General features: G+C 70.9%; 18 protein-coding genes and 2 tRNA genes. 8 read left to right on the top strand and 12 right to left on the bottom strand.

Going from position 1 to position 16429, the window contains the following annotated elements; all coding sequences use genetic code 11:
* The first annotated feature begins 34 nt into the window (after positions 1-34).
* Positions 35-349 carry a hypothetical protein gene (locus tag EXE42_RS10690; protein WP_167603376.1) on the top strand — a complete coding sequence of 105 codons (315 nt, stop codon included), beginning with the start codon at positions 35-37 and terminating at the stop codon, positions 347-349.
* 48 nt (positions 350-397) lie between these two features.
* Here EXE42_RS10690 and cca read toward each other — a convergent pair whose 3' ends face one another.
* Positions 398-1828, bottom strand: a complete 1431-nt coding sequence (cca, locus tag EXE42_RS10685; protein ID WP_137706488.1) for a CCA tRNA nucleotidyltransferase — start codon at positions 1826-1828, stop codon at positions 398-400.
* Between the two features lie 159 nt (positions 1829-1987).
* Here cca and EXE42_RS10680 point away from each other — a divergent pair.
* Positions 1988-2060, top strand: a tRNA-Asn gene (locus tag EXE42_RS10680).
* Positions 2061-2128: 68 nt separating this feature from the next.
* Positions 2129-2203, top strand: a tRNA-Ile gene (locus EXE42_RS10675).
* Between the two features lie 79 nt (positions 2204-2282).
* On the opposite strand, the gene EXE42_RS10670 is transcribed toward EXE42_RS10675, so the two are convergent.
* The 3 genes from EXE42_RS10670 to EXE42_RS10660 all read right to left on the bottom strand — a co-directional run bounded on the left by EXE42_RS10670 (position 2283) and on the right by EXE42_RS10660 (position 4413).
* Positions 2283-2741: an OsmC family protein gene (locus EXE42_RS10670; protein WP_092920890.1), complete on the bottom strand. Its 459-nt coding sequence runs from the start codon at positions 2739-2741 to the stop codon at positions 2283-2285.
* Between the two features lie 243 nt (positions 2742-2984).
* A complete protein-coding gene (locus EXE42_RS10665; RefSeq protein WP_137706487.1) occupies positions 2985-3848 on the bottom strand; it encodes a TIGR01548 family HAD-type hydrolase in 864 nt (287 codons plus the stop codon).
* Positions 3849-3936: 88 nt separating this feature from the next.
* On the bottom strand, positions 3937-4413 hold the full coding sequence (locus tag EXE42_RS10660; protein WP_137706486.1) for a UPF0146 family protein: 477 nt from the start codon (positions 4411-4413) through the stop codon (positions 3937-3939).
* A 39-nt stretch (positions 4414-4452) separates the two neighbouring features.
* Between EXE42_RS10660 and EXE42_RS10655 the strand changes: the two genes are divergently transcribed.
* From EXE42_RS10655 to EXE42_RS10645, 3 genes are all read left to right on the top strand, one after another.
* Complete coding sequence (locus EXE42_RS10655; protein ID WP_092920893.1) at positions 4453-4974, top strand: archaemetzincin family Zn-dependent metalloprotease; 522 nt, start codon at positions 4453-4455, stop codon at positions 4972-4974.
* A 70-nt stretch (positions 4975-5044) separates the two neighbouring features.
* Positions 5045-5344, top strand: coding sequence for a DUF6432 family protein (locus EXE42_RS10650; RefSeq protein ID WP_092920894.1), 300 nt, complete (start codon positions 5045-5047; stop codon positions 5342-5344).
* 47 nt (positions 5345-5391) lie between these two features.
* Complete coding sequence (locus EXE42_RS10645; RefSeq protein ID WP_137706485.1) at positions 5392-6549, top strand: aminomethyltransferase family protein; 1158 nt, start codon at positions 5392-5394, stop codon at positions 6547-6549.
* Positions 6550-6585: 36 nt separating this feature from the next.
* Here the strand turns inward: EXE42_RS10645 and EXE42_RS10640 are convergent, their stop codons facing one another.
* The 7 genes from EXE42_RS10640 to EXE42_RS10610 all read right to left on the bottom strand — a co-directional run bounded on the left by EXE42_RS10640 (position 6586) and on the right by EXE42_RS10610 (position 13516).
* Positions 6586-7761: an inorganic phosphate transporter gene (locus EXE42_RS10640; RefSeq protein ID WP_092920896.1), complete on the bottom strand. Its 1176-nt coding sequence runs from the start codon at positions 7759-7761 to the stop codon at positions 6586-6588.
* The gene (locus EXE42_RS20620) at positions 7761-7889 is read right to left on the bottom strand and encodes a hypothetical protein (RefSeq protein WP_255510253.1); all 129 of its coding nucleotides are present in this window, start codon (positions 7887-7889) and stop codon (positions 7761-7763) included. Before EXE42_RS20620 ends, EXE42_RS10640 begins: the two co-directional genes overlap by 1 nt.
* 456 nt (positions 7890-8345) lie before the next feature.
* Positions 8346-8879, bottom strand: coding sequence for a metallophosphoesterase (locus tag EXE42_RS10635; protein WP_137706484.1), 534 nt, complete (start codon positions 8877-8879; stop codon positions 8346-8348).
* Positions 8880-9256: 377 nt separating this feature from the next.
* Positions 9257-10240 carry a replication factor C small subunit gene (locus EXE42_RS10625; protein WP_137693786.1) on the bottom strand — a complete coding sequence of 328 codons (984 nt, stop codon included), beginning with the start codon at positions 10238-10240 and terminating at the stop codon, positions 9257-9259.
* Positions 10241-10332: 92 nt separating this feature from the next.
* Positions 10333-11280 (bottom strand): electron transfer flavoprotein subunit alpha/FixB family protein, encoded by a 948-nt coding sequence (locus EXE42_RS10620; protein ID WP_092920899.1) that lies wholly within the window; start codon positions 11278-11280, stop codon positions 10333-10335.
* Positions 11280-12068: an electron transfer flavoprotein subunit beta/FixA family protein gene (locus EXE42_RS10615; protein ID WP_092920900.1), complete on the bottom strand. Its 789-nt coding sequence runs from the start codon at positions 12066-12068 to the stop codon at positions 11280-11282. Before EXE42_RS10615 ends, EXE42_RS10620 begins: the two co-directional genes overlap by 1 nt.
* 152 nt (positions 12069-12220) lie before the next feature.
* Positions 12221-13516: a hypothetical protein gene (locus tag EXE42_RS10610; protein WP_137706482.1), complete on the bottom strand. Its 1296-nt coding sequence runs from the start codon at positions 13514-13516 to the stop codon at positions 12221-12223.
* 179 nt (positions 13517-13695) lie between these two features.
* Here EXE42_RS10610 and EXE42_RS10605 point away from each other — a divergent pair, with 179 nt between their 5' ends.
* Together EXE42_RS10605 and EXE42_RS10600 are read left to right on the top strand one after the other, a co-directional pair.
* Positions 13696-15036 carry a hypothetical protein gene (locus tag EXE42_RS10605; protein WP_137693788.1) on the top strand — a complete coding sequence of 447 codons (1341 nt, stop codon included), beginning with the start codon at positions 13696-13698 and terminating at the stop codon, positions 15034-15036.
* Between the two features lie 144 nt (positions 15037-15180).
* Positions 15181-15627 (top strand): type IV pilin, encoded by a 447-nt coding sequence (locus tag EXE42_RS10600; protein WP_092921349.1) that lies wholly within the window; start codon positions 15181-15183, stop codon positions 15625-15627.
* Between the two features lie 52 nt (positions 15628-15679).
* On the opposite strand, the gene EXE42_RS10595 is transcribed toward EXE42_RS10600, so the two are convergent.
* Positions 15680-16369 (bottom strand): methyltransferase domain-containing protein, encoded by a 690-nt coding sequence (locus tag EXE42_RS10595; protein WP_092920903.1) that lies wholly within the window; start codon positions 16367-16369, stop codon positions 15680-15682.
* Positions 16370-16429: the final 60 nt, after the last annotated feature.

Genomic DNA, 16429 nt, shown 5'->3' with positions numbered 1-16429 from the left:
TAGGTACAGGATCCTCCGTCACCTACCCGTGGTCGTGACCGACACCGACCGCTCCGTCGACGGCGAGTCGACCGATACGGCCGACTCGGGGCCCCTCCCCGACGACGCGGACCTCGATTCGATCCCCGAGTTCGGCGACCTCTCGATCCTCCAGCGCGCGTTCGTCGCCGCCGCGCAGAACCCCTCGCGCGGCCTGCTGGTCGTCGGCCTGTTCGCGTTCGCGCTCGCCTTCTACGGGGCGTTCTGGCTGTCGTTCCCCCGCGCCGCCGGTCTGCTCTCCGCGGTCGCGGCGATCGTCGCCGCCGTCGCGGCGCTCGTTTACTTGCTTCTCGACCGCGTCGCTCGCTGACGCCCGCTCTCTCGTCGCCGTCTCGGTTCGAACCCCCTCGGCGGCGGATCAGGGTCGCGGCTCGTAGAACTCGCGGAGCGGCCGACCGAACGCGGGCGCGAGCGTCGCGACCGCCCCGCCGACCAACACGTCGCGGTCGTCGAACGCCGGCTCTACCTGCGCCCCGAGCGCCACGTCGCTCGCGGCGTCGCTCTCCAAGTACTCCCGGACGGTGGCGAACTCGCGCTCCCGCTCGACGACGTACCGGTCTCCGTCGATGAAGGGTCCGTAGGTGTCGGGGTCGACGTCGTCGACGTACGACTCGTAGAAGCTCGCGGCGTGTTTCCGTACCGCCACCGGGGGGCCGTCGTGGCGCTCGACGGCCGGCCGCTCGGTCACCTCCAGTTCCGCGTACAGCGCGGCCCGCGTCGGTCCGTCGGACCCGTCACTCTCGGTCGTCTCCCCTGGATCGTCCGCTCCGGCGGTGCCCGTCGCTCCCGCGGCGTCCGTCATGGCGGTCGCTCGGAGGACGTCGAAGCCGTGCTCGTTGAGGCCGCCGACGATCCCGTCCAGCGAGCGCCGGAGCTGCGGCCACAGTTGGTCGTCGACCACGTCGGGCGCGTCGAAGAGGACCGCGACCGGCGTCGTCTCCCGTCGATCGAGGTGGTCGCGCACCTCCGCGGAACTGAGCGGTTCCGGCTTCTCCGGCTCGAAGAAGCCCTCGCCCGGGGCCGCGAGCAGCTCCCGCGCGTAGTGCTGGAACCGCGCGAGGTTCGTCGCCGACAGCACCGCGGCGACGTTCCGCGTCGGATCGGTGGGGTCGACGACGACCAGCGGGTCATCGAACGTGCGCTCGGCGTGTCCCTCGGGATCGAACTCCACCGGCGGGTGCCAGCTCCGCGCGGACTCGACGAGGGGAACGAACCCGCCGAGCTCCAACACGAGCAGCTCCGTGAGGTACCCCGAAAAGCCCTCGGTGCGGAGGTCGCTCCCGTACGCGCCGATCCCCTTCAGGAACGCCTTCGCCAGCACCACGTCCGCCGCGAGGTCGTCGTCGAGCCGCGCGGAGAGGTACGCGTCGTGGAACGGCGTGCGGTCGACCGCGGAGACCAGCTCCGCCGCCCGCTCCACGTCGTGACAGGGGACTAAGTCGACGTCGAACCCCTCGTGGCTCCCCTTCACGTACGGGTGTTCGGCGTACTCCTCGTGGCCGTCGGGGAGGACCGCGTGGCCGACTTCGAGGCCGTACTCCTCTAACTCGGCGCGGTCGAGGTCCGCGTCGAACCGGACGAAGAGATCGATGTCCCGGTCGCCCGCGACCCACGTGCCGCGCGCGGTCGACCCGACCTGGACCACGTCGGCCTCGACCGGGAGGTCGGCGATGGCCTCGCGGGCCCGCTCGGTCAGCTCCGCGGCCGTCGCGCGCAGCCGCTCGCGCTCCTCGGGCTCCGGGAGGACCCGCTCGCGCACCCGCGACAGCACCGCCTCCAACTCGTCCATACCGAACGGTCTCGCGGTCCGGCCGAAAACGTGTCGGTCGGATCGGGGCCGCGCTGAGCGCGCTCGCGGTAGCGTTTCTCTCCGCTCTCGTCGGGCGGATCCCGCTCCGTCGGGCGGAAACGAAAGCCCTATCAAAACGACGCGAGTACCCGGAAGTGAGCCGAAGTAGCTCAGTTGGTAGAGCGCCTCGCTGTTAACGAGGCGGTCCCAGGTTCGAGTCCTGGCTTCGGCGCCTTCTGTTTCACCCGCTTCGCCGCGAGTCGGTACGCTCAAAAACGTCTCGGACGTATCGACGAGTACGGGCCCTTAGCTTAGTCCGGTTAAAGCGACTCGCTCATAACGAGTTGATCGCCGGTTCGAATCCGGCAGGGCCCATCCACGGTATACCCGTTACCGGACGGTCCCTCCGCGGATCAGATCGTCCGGTCGCCGAAAACGCGGCGCCCGACGCCGTTTACTCCCGTCGAAGCGTCACGTCGGTCGCGGTCTCGTTCGCCAGGTTGTCGCTCACCGGACAGCGCGCCTCGACGGCGGCGGTGAACTCGGCTAACGTCTCGTCGTCCACGTCGCCGGCGAAGTCGACGTCGACGGACGCCTCCACGCCCTGGTAGCCCGCCCGGGGCTCCTCGGCGCGGCCGAGGTGCTTGCGGGGGTCGAACCCGCCGGCGACCTCGACCGCGACGCCCTCGACGTCGAGGTCGAAGTCCGGCGCCACCGCGCGGACGGTCGCGTTGAGGCAGCCGGTCCAGGCGGCGAGCAGGTACTCGACGGGCATCGCGCCCTCGTCGTCCCCGCCCATCGCCTCCGGGTCGTCCATCACCAGTTCGTGGTCGCGAGCCCGGGCGACGAACTTCGACTCGCCGTCGCTCTCGCCGCTGACCTCCATCCGCTGCGTCGCGTTGGCGTCACTCATCGACTGCGTTAGCGGACGAGGGCGCATAAACCGTCGAAGCCGGTCCGGTTCGTGCCGGTGACCGTGACGCCGCCGCCTCGCGCAGAAGCAGCCTCGAAGCGCTGAGAACGTTGGTTCCGCTTCGCTCGTCGTCTGACGCCACCACGACGCGTCACGGACACCGGAGATTCTTGCGAGCGCGCCCCCGGAACGATCTCGGACCGCTCGACCGTCAGGGAGCCGCGGCCGCGAGCGCGCCGCCGGCTACTCCAACAGACCCACCAGTTCGTTCACGTCGTCGACCACCGCGTCGGCGCCGTTCTCGGCGAACTTCTCGCGCCCCCCGTCCCCGGTGAGTCCGCCCGTGAGGACGCCGATTCCGTAGTAGACGCGCGTCTCGTCCGTCTCGTCGGCGTTACGCGCGGTCCGCACGTCGTCGAGGGTGTCGCCGGCGAACGCGACGCGGTCGGCGTCGAACCGCTCCGCGAGTTCGACGAGCGCCCGCGGGTGGGGTTTCCCCGCCTCCCAGTCGTCCATCGTGAACCGGCGGTCGTCGGGCACGTCGAGGCCGACGCGCTCCAAGGCGATGTCCGCCTCGGCGGCCGGTCGCCCGGTGAGGACGCCGATGTCGAACCGCGCCGTGAGGTCGGCGATCGTCTCGGGGTCGACGAGGGTCGGCTCGTCGCGGATGTACCCGTCCGCCTCGACCGGCGGCTCGCCGCCCTCCAGCTCGCGGTACAGCTCCGCGCCGAGGTACAGCGCCTGGAACGTCTCCCGGAGGGCGTCCCGGTCCCACTGGTCGCGGACCCGGGCCTGCGCGACTCGCGGGAGGTCGCCGACGACCTCCTTGGCGGCGTCGAGGCCGCCGCCGAGCTCGCGGACCCGGTCGGTGAACTCGTCGACGTCCATCCGGAGCCCCTCGCGGCGGGCCAACACGAACAGCGCGGCGGCGTCGGTCAGATCCCAGTCGTTGTTGAACCCGCCGGCGTCCTTGAACGCCTGGACGGCGTTCCGGTCGATCGGCTTGCCGCACACCCGGTCGACCGACTCGAGGATCGCTCGCCGGTAGGAGTCCGCCACGTCGACCAACACCCCGTCGATGTCGAGGATCACTGCGTCGACCTGCATACCGCTACCCCGGCTGGCGGCGGAATGAACGTTCGGGTTCGCGGCCGGCGTCGCCGGTTCGGTGCCCCGCCGCCCGGTCCCGCGCTCGTCAGCGCGCGACGTACATAACGGTGCCCGATTCCGTCGACCGCCGAGAAACGTCGACCACCGGCTCTTCGAACCCGAGCGTGGTGAACAGGCAGGCCGCGTCGAGCAGCTCGGCCAGCGCGACGGTCGGCCGCTGGAGTTCGGCGGGGAGGTTCCGCGCGTACACGGCGTCGAAACCGCCGCCCTCTGGTGCGTCGAGTCCGAGCGTCTCCCGGACGGACCGGTCGCCGTCCGCCGCCGCCAACGTCGTCACGTCCGCGGCGGCGACTCGGAGTGACCCCCCGGCCGACGCTCGCGTTTCCGTCGCCGCGTCCCGCGCCGCCTCGCTCACCTCGACGTCGAACGCGACGACCTCGCGGCCGCGGTCGACGAGCGCCCGGGCGACGCCCGGACGCCGCCCGATCCCGACCTCGATCGATCGCTCGTATCCGTCGAGCGCGTCGACGAGCGCCCGCTCCGACGGGGGTGTTGCTGCCACGGCGCGGGCTTTATGACCGCGGCGGCCAAAAGCGGTTCCATGCTCGTGGACATCGTCCCGGTCGGAGAGGTTACCCCCCGAGTGAAGCGGGAGGCCTCCGGCGCGCTGCGTTCCGTGTACGACTGCGACGTGACGGTCCACGACGATCAGGCGATCCCCGACTCCGCGTTCGACGCCGACCGCGACCAGTACCGCGCCGAGGACCTCATCGAGACGGTCACCCGGGTCGGCGGCGGCGAGAAGAACATCGGCATCACGCCCGAGGACCTCTACTACCGCCGCCGGAACTACGTGTTCGGCCTCGCGTACCTCAACGGCAGCGGCTCCGTCATCTCCACGCACCGCCTCCGGACCTCCTCCGACGGCGGCGTCTCCACCAAGCCCGCGGCCGACGTGTTCGCCGACCGCGTCCGCAAGGAGATCGTCCACGAGATCGGGCACACGCTCGGGTTGGAACACTGCGACAACAGCAAGTGCGTGATGTCGTTTTCACCCACCGTCCGCGAGGTCGACGTGAAAGAGGAGAACCTCTGTGGCACCTGCTCTCGGCTCGTTCGCTGACGCTGCGAGTCGACGGTCTCCCCCCTTCCCCGCCGGTAGACGTAAACTCCGTCCCGCACAAAGGGTAGGTATGGCCGCAAAGCCGGAATACCGCGACCGGCCCGACGTCGAGGTCGCGCTGCTCGACGCGCTCGTCGACCGCGGCGACGAGGGGATGACCGTCCTCGAACTCCGCGCAGCCGTCGACGCCGACATCGACGCCGTCGAAGAGGGGCTCTCGGCGCTGAAAGACGACTCGCTCATCCTCGTCGAGACCGAGGAGAGCGTCCGGGTGTACGCCCACGAACGGGTCGTTCCCGACCCGGAGGCGGCGACCGACGACCCGTCGGCGGGGCTCGTCGACGCGATCCGCGACCGGATCGGACTGTAGCCGTCGGAGACGGCGGCCTTTTGACCCTCGATCGCCTCCGTCCGACCATGACGCTCGTCTCCGGCACCCACGACGCGCACGGCGCGGTGTACCGCGACCGCGGCGGTCGCGAGGTGGTCGACCACTACGGGAAGCCCGTCCGCGTCGGGAAGGCGGTCCGCAAGGTCGCCGGCGTGATCGAGATGGGATACGGCGTCCTCGCCGTCAGGGGGGACGACCGCGTCGAGTTCGTCGACAACGCCGTCTCCAACCGCGTCCCGGCCGAGGACGGGGAAGGGACGTACGCCCTCCTGCTCGACCCGCAGGGCGGGATCGAGACGGACATGTACGTGTACAACGCCGACGAGCGACTGCTCGTCTTCCTCCCGCCGAAACGGGTCGAGTCGGTCGCCGCCGACTGGGCGGAGAACGTGTTCATCCAGGACGTCGAGATCGACGACGTCTCCGACGAGTTCGGCGTGTTCGGCGTCCACGGCCCCAAGTCGACCGAGAAGGTCGCCTCGGTCCTCGGCGGGCCGGGCGCGCCGGAGGGGCCGCTCTCGTTCGTCCGCGGGTCGATGGTCGACGCCGGCGTCACCGTGATCGCGACGGACGCGCCGCTGGGCGAGGAAGGGTACGAGATCGTCTGCGCCGCCGCCGACGCGAGCGACGTGTTCGACACGCTGATCAACCGCGGGCTCAACGCCACGCCGTTCGGCTACCGGACGTGGGACGCGCTCGCGACCGAGGCCGGCACGCCGCTCTTCGAGTACGAACTGGCGGGGACGGTCCCGAACGTCCTCGGCCTCCGGAACGCCCTCGACTTCGAGAAGGGGTGCTACGTCGGTCAGGAGGTCGTCTCGCGCGTGGAGAACCAGGGCCGACCGAGCCGGCGGCTCGCCGGCCTCGAACTCGACGCCCTCGCCGAGGCGGTGGCCGGCATCGACGCGGACGCGAACCCGAAGGGGATCGACGACGCGCTTCCGGCGTCCGGGGCGGCCGTCTTCGACGGCGACGAGGCGATCGGCGAGATCACTCGGACCGCGGTCGGCCCCGCGACCGATGTGCCGATCGCGCTGGCGCTCGTCGCGTTCGACGCCGACCTCGGTCGGGTCACCGTGCGCGTCGACGGCGACGAGGTCGGCGCGACCGCCGTCGACCTCCCGTTCGTCGAGGGGAGCGCCGACTCCGCGCGGCTGCCGACGTATCCCGAGCCTCGGGCCTGAGACGGGCGGAAACCGGCGGACCCGTCCGAGAGCCCCTCACACCACGAAGTCGACCGCGGAGTAGACGCCGAACCCGAGCGTGAACGCGCCGACGAGCGACCCGATCCACGCGAGCACCGTGTACCCCATCTTCCTGCGGCTCACGCCGGCGTCGCCCGCGGCGTAGCCCGCGCCGACGATCGCGGAGACGATGATCTCGTTGAACGAGACGGGGATCCCGAAGGCGACGGCGGTCTGCGCGATCGCGAAGGAGGGAATGAGCGCCGAGATCGACCGCCGCGGGCCCATCGAGGCGTAGTCCTGCGAGATCGCCTTGATCATCCGCGGCGCGCCCGTCCACGACCCGGCCAACAGCCCGATCCCCCCGCCGACGAGCAGCGCCCACAGCGGGACCCCGACCTCGCTGAAGATCGGGACGAGGGGACCGATCGCGAGGCCGACCTGCGACCCCCCGGCGGAGAACGCGACGAGGCCGCCCATCGCCAGCAGGAACCGGCGCTGGGCGCCCTCGCGGTCCCGGCCGAGGTCCGCGTACACCGCGACGGTGACGAGCGCGGCGACCGCGAGACTCACCGCGGCCGGGCCCGCCGCGCCGATACCGAGCCCCGATCCGAGCGCGGTCGCGACCGAGGCCTGTTCTCCCGCGGGACCGAGCAGCGCGAACCCGACGTTCGCGAGGATCGCGCCGACGAGCCCGGCGAGCGCGGCGGTGAGCGGTCGTTGCGGAATCGCCTCGCCGGTAAGTCCGCGCGCGACGACGTACGCCACGCCCCCGCCGACGAACGGCGTGAGCACCCACAGCGTCATGATCTCGGCGTACTTCGGCCACGCCGGATCGCCGCCCATCGCGAGGCCGACGCCGACGACCGCGCCGGTGACGGTGAACGCCGTCGCGATCGGGTACCCGGCGAAGACGCCGACGGCGACCAGCGCGGCGGCCGTGACGAGCGCGACGATGGCCGCCGCGGCCGTGAGCGTCACCCCGCCGATCAGTTCGGTGCCGACCGCCTCCGTCACGTTCGCGCCCTGGAGTATCGCGCCGAGCAGTCCGAGGACGCCGACGATCAGGCCGGCGCGCATCACGGAGATCGCGTTCGCGCCGACAGCGGGGGCGAACGGGGTCGACCCCGACGATCCGGCGCCGATAGACCACGCCATGAAGAGGCTCGCGGCGGCGGCGACGAGCAGGGTCGCCGCGGTGGCGACGACCATCAGCTCCGCCCGTCGTTGTACCCCTCGTTCAGCCCCGTCACCGTCCGCCGGACGAGGAGGAACCCGAAGAAGAACAGCCCGAGAAGACCCACCAACAGGAGCACGAACAGCGGTTGGACCGGGAGCATACGCTCGAATCCGTCGGCACGCGGTTATAAGTTTCGAGGCGGGCGGACGCGCAATCCCCGGACTCCCGCGGCGCTCGCTCGACTCGTTCGGTGACTAAAACGCTCCTTTGTCTCTCAGCCACGTATATGTTGTCAGCCGAGTTACGTACTGGTGCGACCCCCCGCTTCGGCCCTCACCCGATCGAACCCTCCGACCGACGCGCCGGCGGTCGGACTCGCGCCCGCTCCCTCCCTGCCCGACTCCCCTCCGACCGATCGGCGCGACCGACCGCCGGCGACCGAACCCGCGCCGATCCGGGTCCGTCACCGCGCACACGATCGTCGGTCGCCCCGGCCGGACGCGGGGCGTCGCGTCCGGTTCCCGCTGACGCGGACGCCGACGCGCTCCGCCCGCTTCTCGTCGTGCCTCCCTCATCCGCTGTTCCCCCGTCCGCCGCTCTCTCGTCCGTCGCTCCGTTACTCGGCGTCGTCGCCCTCGATCCCGAACGTCTCGAAGGTCTCGCCCTCCGTCGTTACCAGTTTCCCGTCCACCCCGGTCTCGCCATCGCCTTCGACCGGGATCAGTTCCGCGTGGGCCGCGCGATTGCCTCGCGGCTGCGCGTGGCTGCCCGGGTTCAGTATCGGCAGGCCGCCCGAGTCGTCGAACCGCGGGCGATGGCTGTGGCCGCAGATCACGGCGTCGGCGTCGCGGCCGCGACCGAGCATGACGAGCCCGGTGTCGCCGCTGCGGTGGCGGTGCGTGACCGCGAACCGAACCCCGGCGTACTCGACGGTCCGCACCTCGGGGACCCGGTCGCGGATCGCCGCGTCGTCGTTGTTGCCGTAGACGGCCCGGAACTCGGCGGCGGCCGACCGGAAGGCGTTCAAGACGGGCTCGCGGTAGAAGTCGCCGGCGTGGACCACGAGGTCGGCCTCCCGGACCGCCTCCGCGGTCCGTCCCTGAAGCTTCGACTCCTCGCGTGCGTGCGTGTCGGAGACGACGACGAGCATACCGACCCTCCGCGCCGACGTGTTTTAAAAGCGTGCCTGCTACGGCGGCGTCGCCGGCGGCTCTGCCGCCGGCTGCCAGAGGCGCGTAGTGCCTCCCTGCGTGCCGACGAGCGCCCGGAGGGCGCGAGTCGCACGCGCGAGGGAGCGGTGAGCGCTCGGAGAGCGCGAACCGCGAGGCTGGGGAGGCGTGAGGCGCCGTTGCGGTGCCGTGTAGGGCGGGTCAGAGGGGCAGCCGCCCTCGCGGCTGGGGCTTTGGAAGTGTCCACCGTCGATCTGCTCTCACTCATTTATAAACGAGCGGCTGAGGCTTTGGAAGCGTTCTCCGCCGATCCGCTACTAACTGTTTACAAAAGAACGAGCCGAGAGCCGGGACCAGCTTATTCGTCTAACGAAAGCGCCGCGAGCAGCGACTCCAGTTGGACCTGCTCGTTGGCGCCCTCGGCGATCCGGTAGTCGGCCTCACCGATGCGCTCCATGAGCCGTACCGCCTCGCGCTCGCTCAGGTCGAACTCCCAGACGGAGCGGTGGAGCTGGTCGATCACGTCGCCGCCGGCCATCCCCGTCTCCGTGAGCAGCGTGTCGAGGGTCGACCGCGCCCGCGCGAAGTCGCCGTTCAGCGCGTCGGTCACCATCGACTCGATCTCCTCCGGCCGGGCGGTCGCCGTGATCGCGTACACGGCCTCCTCGTCGACCACGTCGCCGGTCGTCGCCGCCGCCTGAAGCGAGTTGATCGCGCGGCGCATGTCGCCGTCGGCCGCGTAGACGAGGGCGTCGACGCCCGCGTCGGTCACCTCGATCTCCTCGGCGGCCGCGATCTCGCTGACCATCCCGCCGACCGCCTCGTCCGAGAGCGGCGAGAACCGGAAGACGGCGCAGCGCGACTGGATCGGGTCGATGATCTTCGACGAGTAGTTGCACGAGAGAATGAAGCGGGTGTTGTCGGAGAACTGCTCCATCGTGCGGCGGAGCGCTGCCTGTGCATCATCCGTGAGGCTGTCGGACTCGTCGAGAAACACGATCCGGAAGTCGCCGCCGAACGAGGAGCGCGCGAACCCCTTGATCCGGTCGCGGACGACGTCGATCCCGCGCTGGTCGGAGGCGTTCAGCTCTAAGAAGTTACCGCGCCAGTTGTCCTCGCCGTAGATCTCGCGGGCGATGGCGGTGGCGGCGGTTGTTTTCCCCACGCCCGCAGGGCCTGAAAAAAGAAGGTGCGGCACGTCGTCCTGCGCGATGTAGCTCTGGAGCCGCTCGACGATCTCCTCTTGGCCGTGGATGTCGTCGAGCGTCTGCGGCCGGTACTTCTCGATCCAGATCTCCCGGCCGGTCGCGGTCGCAGCCGTCTGCTCGTCGGCCTCGCTCATTGCCCGATCGGAGGGTCGGCGGGGTGATAAACGAACCGAGACTCGGCCGGTCCGGCGGGGGCCTCCCCCGGCGCGGCGCGGGACCGGTTCGCCTACGCGAACTCGTCGATGAGTTCGGGCACCACGTCGAAGAGGTCGCCGACGATCCCGTAGTCGGCGATGTCGAAGATCGGCGCGTTCGGGTCGGTGTTGATCGCGATTATCGTGTCCGAGCCCTTCATCCCGGCGACGTGTTGAACCGCGCCGGAGATGCCGACCGCGATGTACACGTCCGGCGTGACGACCTTCCCCGACTGGCCCACCTGCCGGTTCTTCGGCAGCCAGCCGTTGTCGACGATCGGCCGCGAGGCGGACAGCGTCGCGCCGAGCGCGTCCGCGAGCTCCTCGACGAGCTCGAGGTTCTCCTCCTCCTCGATGCCGCGGCCGACCGAGACGAGCACGTCGGCGTCCGCGATATCGACGTCGCCGCCGCCGACCTCCTCGAAGCCCGTAACGCGGGCGCCCGACTCGGGGAGGTCGACCTCGGCCGTCTCGACGGTCGCGTCCCCGACTCCCTCCGCGGGCGGCCACTCGCCGCCGCGGACCGTGAGGACGAACCGGTCGCCGGCGACGTCGACGGTCGTCTCGACCTTCGAGCCGTACATCTCGCGGGTGACGGTGAGCCCGTCGTCGTAGTCGAACCCGACCGCGTCGGTGACGATCGGGACGCCGAGCGCCTCCGCGAGGGCGGGCGCGTAGTCGAGCCCGTTGACGGAGTTCGGCAGCACCACCGCGCCGGCGTCGACCCGGTCCGCGAGCGTCGAGACGGCCGCCTGGTAGGCGTTGTGGTCGAACTCCTCGCCGTCGTCGACGGCGTGGATCGCGTCGACGCCCTCGCGGTTGAGCTCCTCCGCGAACCCGTCGACGTCGCCGCCGACGACGGCCACGTGGAGGTCGCCGCCGCGCGCGTCGGCGAGCTCCCGGCCGGCCGCGATCGCCTCGTACGTGACATCTCGGAGGTCTCCGCGGCGGTGTTCGGCGGCGACGAGCACGTCGGCCATCACGCGCCCACCCCCTTGTCGCGGAGGACCTCGGCAAGGCGCCCCGCAGACTCGCCGGCGTCGCCCTCGATGATCTCCGCGTCCGACTCGCTCTCCGGCTCGTACATCTCGGTGATCGTCAGCGCGCTCTCGACGTCCGCGGCGGTCAGGCCGAGGTCGTCGAGGTCCTTCGCGGCGATCTCCTTGCGCTGCGCCTGTCGGATCCCGCGAAGGCTCGCGTACCGGGGCTCGTTGAGCCCGGTCTGGACCGTCAGCACGGCCGGGAGGTCGACGTCGGTCAGCTCCTCGACGCCGCCCTCCAGCTCGCGGTGGACGTGCGCGATCCCTTCGTCCGCGTCGACGTCGAGGCGGTTGACGACCGCGGCGTGCTCGAAGCCGATCCGCTCCGCGAGCGCGACGCCCGTCGCGCCGAAGCCGGTGTCGGCGGCCTGGACGCCGCCGAGGACGAGGTCCGGCTCCTCCTCGTCGACGACCGCCTCGAACAGGTCGACCTTCGAGGCGACGTCCGCGAACGACCCCTCCAGCGCCTCGTCCCAGACGCGGACGGCGCGGTCGGCGCCCTTCGCGAGCGCCATCCGGATCGTCTCGTCTGCGCGCTCCGGGCCGACGGTGACGGTCACGACCTCGTCAGCGATCCCGGCCTCGGCCAGTTGGACGGCGGCCTCGACGGCGTAGTCGTCCCACTCGTTGAGGTCGTACTCGAGGTCGGAATCGACGATTTCGGTCCCCTCGATCGCGAAGTCGTCGTCCGCCTCCGCGACCTCCTTGACGGTCACCAGAACCTTCATGATCGATACTCGGGCGGTCGCCCTGTAATGGTTTTCGGAACTGGAGGCGGCGGGCGAACGGTTTCCGCCCCCGCCGGCCGACGATCGGGCCCGAAACCGATGGGTCGGCGTCCGCTTCGGATCTCGTCGCGCTCGACGGAGGGGACGGCCGGTCAGTCGCCGCGGCCGTCTCCGCCGTCGCGGTCGTCTCCGTCGTCACCGCCCTCGTCGGGCAGCGAGATGAGGTTCTCGCGGCCGAGCCGGAGCTTCTCGACGCGGTCCTCGTCGGCCATCGCCGAGAGCAGCTGGGACACCTTCGCGTCCGACCAACCGGTCTCCGAGACGATGTCGGCCTGTCGCATCCGACCGCCGTTCTCGTCGAGGAGCCGCTCGACGCGCTCCTCGTCCGAGAGCAGCGAGAGGTCCGGCTCGTCGTCGCCGTCGCCGGGTCCGTCGGTCCCGTCGTCGCCGTCGTCGCTTCCCGGACCGCGGGCCGCGTCGGGGTCCTCCGTCGGGCCCCGCTCGGCGTCGCCCGTCGCCGCGTCGTCGCCGTTCGCGATCGGATCGCCGACGCCGTCCTCCCCGTCGTTGATCCGGCGGTACCCGACGACGCTCACGGCGACGAGGGACGCGGCGAGGACGATCACGGCCATCAGCATACCCCACGGGGGGCCCGCTCCGGCGGGGCCGTACACTATCCGCACGGGTTCGCCCCCTTCGAACGTCTGGGGGCCTTCGATGATCACGTCGCCGTCAGAGAGCTGCGTCACGGCGGTGCTCGGCGTTCCGGTGACGGTGTACCCCTCCGGCGTCGTCACCTCCAGCGTCTGGGCCGCTTCGAGGCTGCGCAGCCACGTCTCGTTGCCGGGCGTCGTCAACGCGTCGCCGAGGACGAGGCTCTCGCCGTCGCGCTCGAGGAACGCCGTCCAGGTGAACGTCAGCCGCAGTTCGCCGACCGCGGCCGCCTCCTCCGTGGCGATGTCGAACTCGGCGGGGTTCTCGTACACCTCGAACTCCCGCGAGACGTCCCGGATGGCCATCTGCCGGCCGACGTTACGGCCCGCCTGGCGGCGGAACCCCTTGAACAGCTCCGCGCTCGGACCGATCTCGCCGGCGCGGAAGCGCTCGCCGGCGGTCTCGAACGCGGCCGTCTCGTTTTCGTCCGCCAGCGAGTACCGCACCGCGACGGTCCAGTCGGCGCTGCGGTCGGGGTTCAGTTCGATCCGGATCCGCGTGGTCGACGGCGACGTGATGGCGTCGTCGGTCTGTCGTCGAACCGGTTCCGAGGGTGCTTCGATCGACTCGGGACCGACCGAGGCGTCGCCGCCGACCGAGGCGGTCGGCGGGATGTCGTCAGCGCCGGAGGGGGAGGGGGTCGTGCCCGCGCCGCCGACCGCGCCGCCGGCGCTCGCGACCAGTGCGAGCGCGAGGAGCGCGACCAAGAGCGCGCGAAGAGCGGGGTTCCGCATACGTCTCGGGTCACTCGCGCGCCGGGCAAAACGCTTTCCATCCGATACTTTTTGACGGGTCTCCACCCGAATTTCTCGGCCGAACGGACCGGACGCGGTCGCGGACGCCGATCCGCATCGATTCCGTCGGTCGGCCGCAGTGGGTGGACTTTTTGTATCGCGGGCCAAACCCTCGGACGATGAGAGCCCTCCAGATCGCCGCGGTCACCGTCTTGCTGCTCGTGGCCCCGGTCGCCGGCGTCACCGCGCCCGGCGTCGTCTCACCGTCCGTCGACTCCCCGGCCGCCGATTCGACGCGGTCCGCCGGCTCGGCTCCGTCCGCCGGCTCGGCTCTCGGTACCGATCTACGGTCGCCGGTCGTCCCGTCGTCGCCGGTCGCCGGACAGACGATGCCCCAGATCGACCGAGCGAACCTCACGCTTCGGACGCTGTCGACGCCGCCGGGCGCGGAGACGCGAGTCAGTATGTACGCCCGCGGCCCAGATCTCGGGTCGTCGCTCGGGTTCGCGACCGCCGACGCCGACGCCGCCGTCGAGACCGCCGCGGTCGTCAGCCGGATCGAGCGCACCGAGACGAACGTGGAGCGGCAACAGCAGATCCTCGCGGAAATAAACCGCGTCGAGCGCGCGGAGGTGGCGCTCAACAGCCGTCAGGCGAACGCCTTCAGCGCGCACGCCGCCGGCGAGATCACCGACCGCGAACTGGTCGACAGGCTCGTCCGCGTGGCCGCGACCGCCCGCGAGTACGACGAGCGGCTCGACGAGATCGACGCGCTCGCCGAGGCGACCGACGACTTCAGTTCGCCCGCTCGGCTCGACGAGCTTCAGGTGGCCCTCCAGGTGTACTCGGGGCCGGTCCGCGACCACGCCCTCGCGATCGCCCGCGGGCAGTCCCCCCCGAGCGACCTATACGTCGCGTCGAGCCAACGAGCCGTCGTGCTCGCGACGATCGTCGACGGTCACTACGTCCGCGAGGTGTTCCGGACGGACCGCTGGGACCGCGGCGGCGGCCCCATTTCGAACAGCGAGGCGATCGAGATCACCGAGGCGGCCTACCCCGAGACGGCCGCGCTCCGCGAACCCGACGCCTTCGGCGCGGGCGCAGTTCACCGAATCACGATTCCGCACGAGATCGGCACGCTCCGCACCTTCGTCAGCGGCGGAACCGAGCAGGTGTTCGTCGAACACCAGCGGATCGACCTGTCCGCGTTCCCCGACAGCGAACCGGTGTCGGAGACCGGCGACGGGTTCAACGTCACCGTCGAGCGGACGTATCCCGGCGGTCCGGTGACCGTCACGGTCCGCGACGAGGAGACGGGCGAGCCCGTCTCCGACGTCATCGTCACCAAGTCGGTCGGGGACGGCGATAGCAGAACCATCGGGACGACCAACGACGCGGGCGTCGTCCGGACGCTCTCGCCGGCCGAGACGTACCGCATCACGGTCGTCGACGAGCCCCGCGTCCTCGTCGTCGGTGACATCGAACCCCTCCCGACGCCGAGGCCGGTCGGCGGCGGGTGACCGCCCGCCTCGGGTCGTCGCCGTCCGAGCCGTCGGTCCTCGGTCTGGATCCGTCCTCGGGTCGTCGACTGCGGGGTCGACCCTTTTAGGTAAAACCGACACAGTACCGCCGTGTCACTAGCTGTTCGTCGCGCCGATCGGGGGATTGCGCCGGTCGCGGGCGTGCTGTTGATCGCGATCACGGTCGTGTTGGCCGGCGGCGTCGCGACCGCCGCGCTCGGCGGTCCGAGTCCGACGGTACCGCCGTCGGCGGTGCTGTCGCTGTCGGCGACCGACGACCGGATCGCGATCGACCACCGCGGCGGCGACCCGATCGACGTCGCGGCCGTGACGATTCGCGTCAGCGTCGACGGCGAACCGCTCGACAGTCAGCCGCCCGTCCCGTTCTTCTCGGCCGCCGGCTTCCACCCCGGACCGACCGGTCCGTTCAACGCCGCCAGCGACGACACGTGGCGGGTCGGACAGACGGCGTCGTTCCGCGTCGCCGGGACCAACGACCCGACGCTCGCACCGGGGAAGACGGTCACGGTGAGGATCACGACCGACGGGCAGCCGGTCGCGACGCTGGAGACCTCCGTCGAAGCGGGGTGAGAACGCTCGCGGGCCGGACTCTCGATTCCGGCCGGGTCAGCCGCCGGTGCTCCTACTCGGCATCGACCGTCGAGGCGTCCGCGTCGGCGGCGGTCGACCCCGACTCGCCGTCCGTTCCGTCGCCGCCCGGGACCCGAGCGACGGTCGTGATCGCTCGCGGGCTCTGCGGCGTCGCCCGCTGGATGTGGTGTTCGAACTCCTCGTAGCCGGCCGCCTCGAACATCCGGTCGGCCTCGTCGGCGTCGTAGAACAGCATGATCGCGTCGGCCACCCGCTGGAGGACCGGGTTGTGCGGGTAGTCCGGACCGACGACGAGCACCTGCCCGCCGGGCACCGCGACGCGGCGGAGCTCGCGGAGCCCCTCGACGGGGTTGGGCCAGTACTCGATGGAGCCGGACGACCAGACGACGTCGAACGTGTCGTCGCGGAACGGGAGCCGCTCGGCGTCGCCGCGGTAGAAGTTCACCCGGTCGTGTCTCCCGAACTTCTCGAACGCCTTCTCCATCTGGTGGACGCTCTGGTCGAGGCCGTGAACGTCGTCGGCGTGTTCGAGCAGCCCCTCCGTGCCGAACCCGGTGCCGCAGCCGACGTCGAGCACCTTCGGGTCGTCGCCGAACTCCAGCCACGAGAGCGCCTCGGCGCGCATCTCCTCGGTCCAGTTGAAGCGGTTGACCCGGTCGTACACCTTCGAGAGGTACTTGTAGAAGATCCGGGCGTTGGACTTGTTTTCGAGGATCCCCATTTACCGGTTCCTTGGGTCGCCCGCCCCATAACGACACGGATCCGCGGGCGGTTCGGAGCG

Source organism: Halorubrum sp. SP3 (assembly GCF_005435195.1).
GTDB lineage: Archaea > Halobacteriota > Halobacteria > Halobacteriales > Haloferacaceae > Halorubrum > Halorubrum sodomense.
The sequence above is the reverse complement of the archived record's forward strand: the minus strand, read 5'-3'. Positions and strand labels throughout refer to the sequence as shown.